6 protein-coding genes are annotated in these 12,762 nt (G+C 60.9%); 3 read left to right on the top strand and 3 right to left on the bottom strand.

Annotated features, from left to right (window positions below):
- Positions 1 to 17: 17 nt before the first annotated feature.
- Complete coding sequence (locus DOCECA_RS07805) at positions 18 to 1,340, bottom strand: MFS transporter (protein ID WP_420766545.1); 1,323 nt, start codon at positions 1,338 to 1,340, stop codon at positions 18 to 20.
- A 193-nt stretch (positions 1,341 to 1,533) separates the two neighbouring features.
- Between DOCECA_RS07805 and DOCECA_RS07800 the strand changes: the two genes are divergently transcribed.
- The 3 genes from DOCECA_RS07800 (at position 1,534) to DOCECA_RS07790 (ending at position 8,998) form a co-directional block, all read left to right on the top strand.
- Positions 1,534 to 3,270 carry an IlvD/Edd family dehydratase gene (locus DOCECA_RS07800; protein ID WP_420766546.1) on the top strand — a complete coding sequence of 579 codons (1,737 nt, stop codon included), beginning with the start codon at positions 1,534 to 1,536 and terminating at the stop codon, positions 3,268 to 3,270.
- A gap of 204 nt (positions 3,271 to 3,474) precedes the next feature.
- A complete protein-coding gene (locus DOCECA_RS07795) occupies positions 3,475 to 4,200 on the top strand; it encodes a FadR/GntR family transcriptional regulator (RefSeq protein ID WP_434563751.1) in 726 nt (241 codons plus the stop codon).
- Between the two features lie 112 nt (positions 4,201 to 4,312).
- Positions 4,313 to 8,998, top strand: a complete 4,686-nt coding sequence (locus DOCECA_RS07790) for a dermonecrotic toxin domain-containing protein (RefSeq protein WP_445571703.1) — start codon at positions 4,313 to 4,315, stop codon at positions 8,996 to 8,998.
- 147 nt (positions 8,999 to 9,145) lie between these two features.
- On the opposite strand, the gene DOCECA_RS07785 is transcribed toward DOCECA_RS07790, so the two are convergent.
- Both DOCECA_RS07785 and DOCECA_RS07780 read right to left on the bottom strand, forming a co-directional pair.
- On the bottom strand, positions 9,146 to 11,521 hold the full coding sequence (locus DOCECA_RS07785) for an efflux RND transporter permease subunit (protein ID WP_434563745.1): 2,376 nt from the start codon (positions 11,519 to 11,521) through the stop codon (positions 9,146 to 9,148).
- Positions 11,522 to 11,564: 43 nt separating this feature from the next.
- Positions 11,565 to 12,617 (bottom strand): WD40/YVTN/BNR-like repeat-containing protein, encoded by a 1,053-nt coding sequence (locus tag DOCECA_RS07780; protein ID WP_434563743.1) that lies wholly within the window; start codon positions 12,615 to 12,617, stop codon positions 11,565 to 11,567.
- Between the last annotated feature and the right edge of the window lie 145 nt (positions 12,618 to 12,762).

Below are 12,762 nucleotides of genomic sequence, written 5' to 3'. Positions count from 1 at the left end.
TCACAATTGCAATAAGTTCAGCTACGCGTCGCCCCCCGGGCGCTCGCCGCGAACTGATCCGCCGGCAGCACATGCTTGCGCTCCAGCAGGCGATAGACCACGCCGGTCAGCACCAGGCCGAACACCATCACGCACGACAGGAAATAAAGCCCCGAAGCCAGGTTGCCGGTGTACTCCTTCAGCGCACCGATCACGAACGGCCCGATGTAGCCACCCAGGTTGCCCACCGAGTTGATCAACGCAATGCCCGCCGCCGCGCTGGCGCCAGCGAAGAAACGTCCTGGCAAGGTCCAGAACACCGCTGTGCAGGAGAACAGCGCGAATGCCACCAGGCACAGCGCGGCCAGTTGCAACACCGGTACCGACAGCCAGGCACTGAGGAACAGGCCGATGGCGCCCAGTACATACAACACGGCGAGGTGACCGTAGCGATCATTCAAGCGATCGGAACTGCGGGGAATGATCAACAGGCCGATGATGCCGAAGATATACGGTACGGAAGACACAAAACCGGTCACCAGGTCACTGCCGCCAAACTGCTTGATCAGTGTCGGCAACCACAAGCCCAGGCCGTAGATGCTCAAGGTCACTGGCAGGTAGAACAGCGCCAGCAGCAAGACTCGCTTGTCTTTCAGCGCATGCAGTGGATTGCCGTGGCGCGTCTGGCCGTATTGCTCGAGGTCTTTTTGCAGCTCGCCGGTCAGCCAGTCCTTCTCGGCCTGGTCCATCCACTTCACTTGTTGCGGGCCATCTGGCAGATAGCGCAGCACGGGCCAGGTCAACAGCACCGCCGGCAGGCCGATGACGATGAACAGCCACTGCCAGCCATGCAGGCCAAGGATGCCATCCATGCCCAGCAAGCCACCGGACACAGGGCCGGTGATCATCATCGCGATGGGTTGGGAAAGAATGAACAGCCCGAGGATCTTGCCACGATGGCGCACCGGGAACCATTGGGTGATGTAGTACAGCACGCCCGGGAAGAACCCGGCTTCGGCCGCACCCAGTAAAAAGCGCATCACGTAGAAACTGTGAGGCCCTTGTACAAACGCCATGCCAATGGTGATGGCGCCCCAGGTGATCATGATCCGGGCGAACCAGCGCCGGGCACCGAAGCGTTCGAGCATCAGGTTGCTGGGGATTTCCAGCAGGAAATAACCAATGAAGAAAAGTCCTGCGCCCAGGCCATAGGCGGCGTCGCCGATGCCGATGTCGGCACCCATGTGCAACTTGGCGAAGCCCACCGCAGAGCGGTCCACGTAGGCGATCAAGTACAGCAGGATCAGGAAGGGAATCAGTTTGAGAGTGATGCGACGAATAAGCCGCAATTCCTGGCTCATGGGGCCGGTCTCCGATTGTTGTTGTTATAGAACCTTGGGGGATTTCTCTCGCGAACGAACGCCAGGACAACCCCTCCGTTGAATCGGACTATATAGTAATACTATTTACTCAACAACACTTCCAAACTGCGCAAATTGCGCTTATGTTACGCTCCAGCTCGAACAATATAGTCATACAATAAGAGAATCGATCATGTCTGATAAGAAACCCTCCCTGCGCTCGGCCCAATGGTTTGGCACTGCCGACAAGAACGGCTTCATGTACCGCAGCTGGATGAAAAATCAGGGCATCGCCGACCATCAGTTCCACGGCAAGCCGATCATCGGCATCTGCAACACCTGGTCGGAGCTGACGCCGTGCAATGCGCACTTCCGCCAGATCGCCGAGCACGTCAAACGCGGCGTGATCGAGGCTGGGGGTTTCCCGGTGGAATTCCCGGTGTTCTCCAACGGCGAATCGAACCTGCGCCCGACCGCCATGCTGACCCGCAACCTGGCGAGCATGGACGTGGAAGAGGCGATTCGCGGCAACCCGATCGATGGCGTGGTACTGCTCACCGGTTGCGACAAGACCACCCCGGCCTTGCTGATGGGCGCCGCCAGTTGCGACGTGCCGGCCATCGTCGTCACCGGTGGCCCGATGCTCAACGGCAAGCACAAGGGCCAGGACATCGGCTCCGGGACCGTGGTCTGGCAGCTCAGCGAACAGGTCAAGGCCGGCACCATCACCATCGACGATTTCCTCGCCGCCGAGGGCGGCATGTCCCGCTCGGCCGGCACCTGCAACACCATGGGCACGGCCTCGACCATGGCGTGCATGGCTGAAGCCCTCGGCACTTCCCTGCCCCACAACGCGGCGATTCCGGCAGTGGACGCCCGTCGTTATGTGCTGGCCCACATGTCCGGCATGCGCGCGGTGGAAATGGTCCGTGAAGACCTGAGATTGTCGAAGATCCTGACCAAGGAAGCCTTCGAAAACGCCATCCGCGTCAACGCCGCCATCGGCGGTTCGACCAACGCGGTCATTCACCTCAAGGCCATCGCCGGACGCATCGGCGTGCAACTGGACCTGGACGACTGGACCCGCATCGGTCGTGGCATGCCGACGATCGTCGACCTGCAGCCATCCGGGCGCTTCCTGATGGAAGAGTTCTACTATGCCGGCGGCCTGCCCGCCGTGCTGCGTCGCCTGGGTGAAGCCAACCTGATCCCTCACCCGAACGCGCTGACAGTCAACGGCAAGAGCCTCGGTGAAAATACCAAGGACGCGCCGATCTACGGCCAGGACGAAGTCATCCGCACCCTCGACAACCCGATCCGCGCCGACGGCGGTATCTGCGTGCTGCGCGGCAATCTGGCGCCATTGGGCGCAGTGCTCAAGCCATCCGCCGCCACGGCGCAACTGATGCAACATCGTGGTCGCGCGGTGGTGTTCGAGAACTTCGACGAGTACAAGGCCAGGATCAACGACCCGGAACTGGACGTCGATGCCGACTCGATCCTGGTCATGAAAAACTGCGGGCCGAAGGGTTATCCAGGCATGGCTGAAGTGGGCAACATGGGCTTGCCGGCAAAGCTGCTGGCCCAGGGCGTGACAGACATGGTGCGCATTTCCGATGCACGCATGAGCGGCACCGCCTACGGCACCGTGGTGCTGCACGTGGCGCCGGAGGCCGCGGCTGGCGGACCTTTGGCCGCCGTGAAAGAAGGCGACTGGATCGAACTCGATTGCGCCAGTGGCCGCTTGCACCTGGACATCCCGGACGCCGAACTCGCCGCGCGCCTGGCCGACCTCGCACCACCGCAACAATTGCTGGTGGGCGGCTATCGCCAGTTGTACATCGACCATGTGCTGCAAGCGGACCAGGGCTGCGACTTCGACTTCCTGGTGGGCTGCCGCGGCGCCGAGGTGCCGCGTCACTCCCACTGACCCCGCCCCTCCCTGTGGAAGCAAGCCTGCTCGCGATAACGGTGGGCCAGTCAGCAATGATCCGGCTGATCCGACGCCATCGCGAGCAAGCTCGCTCCCACAAGGGGCCTGTATCTGCCCCAACGAAATCGCACTAGCGACCCGTCATCGCCGCGCCTGCTATCATGCGCAGCACCCCACGCACACAGGATCGCGCCGCGTCCCATGGATTACCGTAAACCCTCCGACCGCAAAAGCATGCATGCGCGCATCGTCCAGGAACTGGGCAGACAGATCGTTTCCGGCCGCTTCAAGCCCGACGACAAACTGCCCGCCGAAGCGTTGCTGTGCGAAGAGTACGCCGTCAGCCGCCCCGTGCTGCGCGAAGCCACGCGGGTGTTGGTCGCCAAGGGGTTGGTGTATTCACGGCCGCGAGTGGGCACGGTGGTCAAGGCCCGTCGGGAATGGCACATGCTCGACCCGGACGTACTGCACTGGCTGATGCAAAGCAGCCCGCAGAATGAATTCTTCGGCCTGCTTACCAGCGTGCGCAGCATCATCGAACCGGCCGCCGCCGCGCTCGCCGCGCAGTTCGCCACCGACGAAGACATTGCCGCCATCAGCGAAGCCTACCAACGCATGGAAGCGGCACCGACTCCCGAAGCGCTGCTGCAACCGGACCTGGATTTCCACAGCCGCATCGCCGACGCCACCCACAACGACCTGCTCGCCAACCTCTGCAACATGTTGTCCGTGGCCATTGCCGAAGCGCTCAAGCACTCCAACCAGCGGCCCAACCTGCATGAACTGGCGATGCCGCGACACAAGGCGATCCTCACCGCCATCGAGAACCGCGACGCCCTCGGCGCACGCCACGCCACCCTGGTGCAATTGGATGATGCCCGCAGCGCCTTGAACGTGGTGTTGGGCAGCGATCCCGCCCCGGCCTGACACAAGCCATCCCCAGCGGGTGGTACCTATATACCGCACGCAGGGAAAGAGAATCCCGACACTTGACTCTCGCCGTCATCCCGACGGCCATGCGTCCAGAAAAGGAATTCTCATGAACACGCTCTCCTCGGCCGGCAGCCCGCCGGCCGCCGCGCACACCGTCAACCCGATGTCCGCCCGCCCGACCTTCAAGCAGGTTGTCCAGCAGGTGCTCGGGCAAGCCCTCAGGGAAAAATACCCCGCGCTGGCCATCGACCTCGACAAGACCCGACTGGCGACACCGGACGAGGCCGCCCAAGGCTGGAACTACCAACCCTTCATGCCCTTGGTGCTCGATTACCTGGCCCTCGGCACGCCAGTGGATTTCAGTTCACGGGGTAATTTGGACTGTTATCTGTCCGACTCGGTCCCCAGCCGTCTCTGGTCAGGCAACGACAGGCTCGACATAAAGGTTGTCGAGAAACTGCTGCATGAGCTGCCCTGGACCGTGCCGATCGGGCTCGAGGAAGCATTGACCCGCTATTGGAACGGCGATGCCGAAACCATCTCCCATACCCAGGTGGCTGCCCGCACCAGCCGCTGGCATTGGCTGGGCGATACGCTGAGGATCTCGTTGCATATCCGCAGGCTTCAGCAACCGGGCCTGACGGTGCCCGCCTGCGAGGCGCTGGACCAGATCGTCCGGTGGCCGGACCGCGAGCAACGTTTCCAGCGCAATGCCTCCGCGGTATACGTGTATGGCCTGAACAGCGTGCTGACCAAAGGCGCCGTGTCCTCGGTGCTGCCGAGCAGCGATCTTCTGCTCATGCATTACACCGAGTACGGGCTTACGCTCTTGCTATGCAGCCCGGGCGCCGCCATCCGACCTTTCGAATCTCTAGACGCCTTCAATCGCCATTGGCGCGAACAGATCGCCAATCGCTATGTGGTCGACACGATCACTTGCCAACGCTACGAGCTCGACGGCGACGTTTTCGACACCCAGGCCGCGCTGATCCTGGAGCAACAACTCACCGAGCTGAAGGCCGTGCAACTGCCGTCAAAAATCGGCCTGGCGAACCTCAGTGCGCTGTACAGCGACTTGAGCGACCCGACGCGATGCCTGCGCGATGCACCAAGGCTGACGCCTGAGACATCGGCTCGACTCGCGCCGCTACTCCCCGATTGGTTGAAAAATGCATCCCTGGCCGATTGCGGCCGATTCCAGCGGTACAGCCTGGCGCTGGCGAGTATCAGGAGTCGGATTCAAGGCCGAAGCCACCCCAGCGACATCAAGGCCTTTGCCGCCGAGGCGCTGCTCACGCAAATGAACAAAACCAACGACATCAGCCCGGACAAGGCCGACCCCAGCCAGTACCAACCCGATGACATCGAGCTGATCTTCACAGTGTCCGCGGGATATCCCGGAACCGCCGGTATCAGCGAACGCAGGACGATGAGCCTTACCCGCCTGGCCATCGACAATCTTGTCGCCCGTCCCAGCGGCCATTTGCAACTCGCCCACCGGCAGGGCCTGTCATTGCCGGCCTGGCTGACAACAGATTTCCTCACCCGCAAGAACGGGCTGATCGAGCAAGTCGACATCGGCACGACCTATCCTCGCTACCTGCAACAAGAGCTGTTGGGCGACTCGTCCCAAGCCCGTGAGCTGCAAAAGATATTTGCCGAACAGGTCCCGGCGCAGTTACCGCTCGAAGCGCTGCGGCAGGTGCTCACCGAAAAAAACGGCATGACCCGCCACGGGCTGCGCCTCATCGAAGCGGTTTTCCAACCCGACACCGAGGGTCGACAAGTCGACGGGCAGCCCGTTGTCATGCGTCACCTGGCCTTTCTGCGCAAACCCCAGGCCCAGCCCGACATCGCGAGCAACATGTTTATCGTCGAAGCACAGGACGCCAGCACCGGCCCGCATCTGTTGTACCGTCCGCTGTACGTGCCCTCGCTGATGGAGTTTCCCACCCGCCTGGCGCTGCAACAGGCCATCGCCACTACGGGCGACCTGCAAACCAGCGTCCTGACCTGGATGTCCGACGCGGCGCGCTCGGTGTATGCCAACGGTGGCTTTACGGAGCCGCACATCGTGCGTTTTTTCCAGGGCGACGAATTCAGCGCCCCCGAAAAACCCGTCCCGGCCACGCTTGCCACCGATGGCATGAATGACGAGTTGCTGCAGTACCTGCACCGAGGCGAACTGCTCCAGTACCTGTATGGCTGCAACGCCCAGGCCTTGATCACACAGGCCGACCGAAACTCCGTCTCGAACAGCGAAAGCCGCTGGGCGGCATTGCTGGAAGGCGGCAGCCTGTTGTTCAACACGTTGCTGTTCCCGTTGTTGCGCGGCCCGGCCATGTCCGCGGTCTGGTTATGGAGCTTGATGGCCAGCGCCAGTCGCGACATACCCGCCCTGATCAGCGAAGACCCTGTGACACGGGAGCTGGCTGCCGTCGATTTTCTGGTCAACCTCGCCATGCTGACCAGCCAGTTGCACGCCAGCCCGGTGCCACCACGCGTGCCCATCGCCGAAACGGTCAAGGAACAGGCCATGCAGCCCCCTGCTCCACGTGCCATGGCCGAACAATGGCCGGCGCCGCCGGTGCCGGCCATCCTGGAAGGATCCGTTTCCCTGCCCGACGCGCATTCCGGCGCCCTCGACCGCATTCTCGATTTCAGTTTCACCGGCGCCCGTCATCGCCTGACGTCGCAGCAACGCACCCAACTGGCACGCATGCAAGTACCCCGCCCCGAGTCTCTCCCCGAACCGATCCACTACGGTCCCTTCAAAGGTCTCTATGTGATCGGTAACAAATGGCACGCGTTGGTGAACGAAAACTTGTATCGAATCAGCCCGGAAGCGGACGGCAGCACCAGGATCGTCGACCCGCTCGACCGGCTCAGAATGGGCCCGGCGCTGCAAACGGATGACCAAGGCAACTGGTCCATTGACCTGGGCCTGCGCCTCAGGGGGGGCATGCCGCCTAAACGCATTGCCGAGCAACGGCAACTGAACGTTAAAAGAACCATCACCTTGATCGAAGAGACAAATGCGATGATGAAGCGCATTGATAAGTTGCAAACGGAGCTGGACGTCGCTCAACAGATACTCAACAGAGTAGAAAATGACAGCACCAAAACCGAAAACCAGCGGGGCCCCAGGCGCAAAGTGTTCTATGACCTGAACAAAGAACAGGTCGACATTTACCTGACGATGCTCGACAGGGCGCCGGAACATGCCAGGTTGGGTATCGATATTCCCGCCAAGGAAATCCGTGCGCTGATGGAAAATGTGGTCATCAATGCCCGCAGGGCGGTATTGGTCACTGATATGGAGCAACGCGCCCTCAATGCAGCCAACCCGAACTATGGGGAAGAATTGGTGTTTACGGCCGTCACTTCCAACATGAGGGACTATCTGAAATTCCTCGATCAGACCGTCGAGATCAATGAGCGGGCCATCTACTGGCTGGAACTCAAGGATGAGTACCTGGACAGACTGTTGAACCTGGACAGCGCAGGCGCCCAGGTCTACGAGCGTCTGGTCAAAGACCGTCCATTGGACGAGCGAAATGCCTTGGGCTCCAAGGCCCTGCAACTGGCGACATTGCCGTTGCTGTCGATCAAGCACCCGGAGAGCGACCTGCCCGACAGCTTGTTTCGTATCCTCCAGCCTTTGGGAGAACAGGTGCGCTCGCACTCGGAACTGGGCATGTACGACCTGCCTGAGCTTGAGCATCTGGAAGTGTTGGAAAGCCTGACCGAGCGATACGCCAAGACGCTGGATGCCTTGCTCGGCATGAAGACGCTCTATATCGACGACATCAACGAAGCGTCCTTCGACAAGCTGATCTCACTGGTCGACAGCCTGTACCAAGACGCCTCCAGCAAGCTCGCCGCCGAAGTCAAACCCGAGCCAACACCTCGCAAGCGCCCGTCCAAACGGCCTAAGTCGCCCTCCGGCCGTCCTCAGAAGAAGGTGATCAAGACGCGAAAGAACGGCGTGCTGATTGGCGACCTGAAGCCTGCGGGTACCACCTTGCCGATCGAAGTCGTGGAGCTGCGCTCGCAAGCCAATGACGAGGTGCTTTCCATGTATTCGCAACACGACGATGTCTGGGATGTCGTCGAAGTGCGTCGACCACGGCCCGCCCCCCGAACGCGCTCCATCAAAGCAATCAAGGCCGATGCACAGGCCCTGCTGGGACAGTTGGCGGAACGCCTGCGCCGCGCCGATGACTACAAAAAGCGCTGCCGACATCCCCAGGAGATCGAAGAAATCATGAGCAACGAAGCCAGTCGCTTCCGTGTGCTCGCCGATGAACTGGACCGCGCCTTCACAGCCTCGAAAACACCTCGCACAGCGGCGGACCAGGCGCTGGGCAAGCAATTGTCGGATGCGATTTCAAGCCTGGGCAGCAAAGGCAGTGCCTTGCGCACCGAACTGAGCCTGCACCTGCCGCCCACCGACGGCAACCTTCGCTACTTGTTCGATAAAAACCTGATTCAAGTCGCGCTGCTCGGCAAGCGCCAGCCCTTGAAGGGCACCCGCAAGGACTTCCTCCAGGAATACGCGGTCAACGACCGCAAGGGTTTCCCGCTCTGGTATGGGCATTTTCACTATGAAACGGTGGATTCGCCGAAAGCTGACTACACCGTCGCCCACCTCAAGACCAAGGAACAACGCCACGAACACTATCATTCGCTGCTTGCCAAGGCCGATAGCCCTTATGCGGTTGTAAACGTGCATCGTGGCCAGATAGGCCGGTCACTGGCGCAAAGCAGGTTTCTACCGTTGGCGCCGTGATCCAGGTACATGAAAGCCTGGGAGCGGGCTTGCTCGCGCTGGCGGATGGACATTCAATACCTTCATTGAGTGTCACACCGCTATCGCTTGCAAGCTCGCTCCTACATCAGTTCGCCACCTGGGCTGTGCTGAAGGTACTGCCATCGGTCAATGGGCAAACAGCGAATTGCCCTTCTGCCCCGCCAGTTTTTCCGGCTTGATCAGAAAGCGCGCCAAGGCCGGCAGCAGCCACAACGCGCCGAACATGTTCCACAGCAGCATGAACGTCAGCATCAAGCCCATGTCAGCCTGGAACTTGATGGCCGAGAAGATCCACGTGCACACCCCGATCGCCAGGCACAGCCCGGTGAACAGCACCGCTTTGCCGGTGGACTTCAGCGTCTGGTAATACGCTTCCTGCAACGGCAGGCCGGCCCGCAGGAAACTCTCCAGACGACTGTAGATGTAAATGCCGTAGTCCACGCCGATCCCTACACCCAAGGCCACCACCGGCAGGGTCGCGACCTTCACGCCAATCCCCATGAAGGCCATCAACGCGTTGCCCAACACCGACGTCAGCACCAGCGGCAGGACGATGCACAGCGTCGCCGCCCAGGAGCGGAAGGTGATCATGCACATCGTCGCGACGCAGATATAAACCAGGATGAGGATGATCAGTTCCGATTCCTTGATCACTTCGTTGGTGGCGGCCTCGATGCCGGCGTTACCGGCGGCCAGGATGAATTCCAGGCCATCGCGGTTGTTCTCCTTGGCGAAGTCCTGCACCGCCTTCACCGCGCGGTCCAGGGTCTCGGCCTTGTGGTCGTTGAGGAACACCAGCACCGGCGCCAGGGAACAGCTGTTGTTGTACAGGCCATCGGCCCGGGCAATGGAGCTGTTGAGCACATCGGGGTTACGGGACAGGGTTTCCCATTTCAGGTTGCCCTCGTTCATGCCCTTGATCATTTGCTTGGACACGGTCACCAGGGAAATTGCCGATTGCACGCCCTCGGTGTTCTGCATCTTCCACATCAGCTCGTCGATCGGCGCCATGGCTTCATAGCGCGAGCAGCCTTCGGCCTTGGTCTTGACCATCACCACCAGCACATCGGAACTGGTGGAATAGTTACTGATGATGAAATTGTTGTCTTGGTTGTAGCGCGAATCCGGTCGCAGCTCGGGTGCGCCCTGGTCCAGATCGCCGATCTTCAGGTTCTGGCTGTACCAGAGGCCGCCGCCGAAAGCGAGTACCGCCAAGGCAATCGACACCGGCGCGACCTTGGCACTGGCGAACTTCGACAGCAGGCGCCAGAACGGATGCTCGCGGGTCGCGTCTTTCTTGCTGCGCTCGACGGCCCGCTTGCTGATGCCTACATAGGAAATCGCCACCGGTAACAGGATCAGGTTGGTGAACACGATCACCGCCACACCGATGGAGGCGCCGATGGCCAGTTCGCGAATCACGCCGATGTCGATGATCAACAAGGTAATGAAGCCGACGGCATCGGCCAGGATCGCGATCATCCCCGGCAGGAACAACTGGCGGAAGGTACGCCGGGCAGCCGTCAGCGCGTTGTCCGCTTCGCTGGACTGCAAGGCGATGCCGTTGATTTTCTGTACGCCATGGGAAATGCCGATGGCAAAGATCAGGAACGGCACCAGCATCGAATAGGGGTCAAGGCCAAAGCCCGCCGCGTGCATCAGCCCCAACTGCCAGACCACCGCCACCAATGTGGTGCTCAACACCGCCACGGTGCTGCGCATGCAGTTCGTGAACCAGTACAGGAGGATCAACGTAATCACGAAGGCCACGCCAAAGAACATCACCACCATGACCAGGCCGTCGATCAGGTCGCCGACCTTCTTGGCGAAACCGACGATATGGATCTGCACATTGGGGTTCTGGGCTTCGAACTTGTTGCGGATCTTGTCTTCAAGCTCATGGGAAAACTTGCGGTAATCCAGGGCGAGCAACTTGCCTTGGTCTTGCGGGTCCGGGTAGGACTCCAGCAGCGGGATATCGATGATGCTCGATTTGAAGTCGTTCGCCACCAGGCGCCCGACCTGGCCGGACTTGAGCACGTTGTTGCGCAACAAGTCGAGGCTGTCCGCCGAGCCATCGTAGCTCTGGGGAATCACCTCACCGCCGGCGAAGCCCTCCTCCGTCACCTCGGTCCAGCGCACGCTCGGGCTCCACAGCGACTTGAGCCCGGAGCGGTCAACGCCGGAGATATAGAACACTTCATCGTGGATCTGGCGCAGGGTCTCCATGTATTCCTTGGAGAAAATGTCGCCGTCAGTGGCTTCAACGGAGATCCGCACCGTGTTGCCGAGGTTCGCCAGATCGTTGCGGTGTTCGAGCATCTTTTCGATGAAAGGATGCTCGAGGGGGATCATTTTTTCGAAACTGGTGGAGGGCCGGATCAGCGTCGCTTGCCAGAAAAGGAAGATGCTGACCAGCAGGCAAATGACGATCACTGCCGGGCGGTTGTTGAAAATCAGGCGTTCGAGAAACGTCGCCTTGTCTTGGTGATGACTGCTCATGGGGTCCGCCTTGTTGTTATTGTGCCCGTCTGACAGGTCCGGCTCATTTGCTCAATTCGGCGCCAGTGGACGTGGTGGCGCGAACACCGCCCTGTCCCGCCAGGATCAGGTTACCGTTGCCCGCCGACGTGACGGCCGCCACGGAAATTCGATCCGGACGGTTGAACACGCTGAACGTCACGCCATCGTCGGTGCTGCGGATCACGCTGCCACCGTTGCCGACGATGACGATCGAGCCGTCCGGCAACAGCGTTGCGCCCGACAAGCCGAACTCCAGCGCGCCACGGGCGGCCTTGAGCTCGACCTGCTCCCAGGTCGTGCCAAAATCGGTGGAACGATAAAGATTGCCGCGAAGGCCGTAGGCCAACAGGGTCGAAGGCTGGGCTGTGCCAACGACGCCAAACAGCGAGCCTTCATAAGGGCCTTGGATTTTTTCCCAGGTCTGCCCCCAATCGGAGGAACGGAACATGCTGCCGGCCTCGCCGACGATGAACAGCCCTGTATCTTTCACGGCGGTAACAGCATTGAGGTGGTATTGATCTTCATTGTCGAGGCGGTCGCTGGCGTCTTCCCAGTGCTTGCCGCCGTCGTTGGTCTCGTACAGCGCACCGTAGGCACCCACGGCGAACCCATGGCTGGCGTCCTGGAACCAGACGTCCAGCAAGGGCGCCTCGCGAGGCAGGTCTTCGAATTGCTTGGTCCAGGTGGTGCCGCCGTCGACGCTGGCGAGGATCTGCGCGTCGTGTCCTACGGCCCAGCCATGCTTGTCATCCACGAAGAACACCGCAGTGAGCAGCTGGCGGGTCGGAACCTTGGCCTGGGTCCAGGATTTACCCTGGTCATCGGAATAGACGATGTGGCCACGGTCACCGACCGCCACCAGTCGCTGGCCGGCCTGGACCACATCAAGCATCAGGGTCTTGCTGGCCTTGGCCGACTCGACGGAATAGATGACATCGGATGTCGATGCGGCCACCGCCAGCACGGGTGCCGACAAGACGGCGGAGCCCAGCAGTGAGAGCGCCGAGGCCAGCAACGCCACACGGCGCAGCATCGGCGGCCGGCAGCGGCCCACAGCCATGACAGGCTCATTCATAGACCTTTCCCCCATTATTATTGTTATGGCTTGGTACGTTGCCAGGCTTGGAGCATAGCCCTGAAACCTGCAATCTAGAGCCACTCGCAAGCGGAACCTATCCTATCGGGCTTTCGAAAGGTCTGACAATCGACGCCACGTTATC

Source organism: Pseudomonas sp. E102 (assembly GCF_052660185.1).
This window is presented reverse-complemented; position numbering and strand designations above follow the sequence as displayed.

Excerpts from the sequence above, each read along its gene's own strand:
- DOCECA_RS07805 (WP_420766545.1), bottom strand. The coding sequence starts at position 1,340 with ATGAGCCAGGAATTGCGGCTTATTCGTCGCATCACTCTCAAACTGATT.
- DOCECA_RS07800 (WP_420766546.1), top strand. The coding sequence starts at position 1,534 with ATGTCTGATAAGAAACCCTCCCTGCGCTCGGCCCAATGGTTTGGCACT.
- DOCECA_RS07795 (WP_434563751.1), top strand. The coding sequence starts at position 3,475 with ATGGATTACCGTAAACCCTCCGACCGCAAAAGCATGCATGCGCGCATC.
- DOCECA_RS07790 (WP_445571703.1), top strand. The coding sequence starts at position 4,313 with ATGAACACGCTCTCCTCGGCCGGCAGCCCGCCGGCCGCCGCGCACACC.
- DOCECA_RS07785 (WP_434563745.1), bottom strand. The coding sequence starts at position 11,521 with ATGAGCAGTCATCACCAAGACAAGGCGACGTTTCTCGAACGCCTGATT.
- DOCECA_RS07780 (WP_434563743.1), bottom strand. The coding sequence starts at position 12,617 with ATGAATGAGCCTGTCATGGCTGTGGGCCGCTGCCGGCCGCCGATGCTG.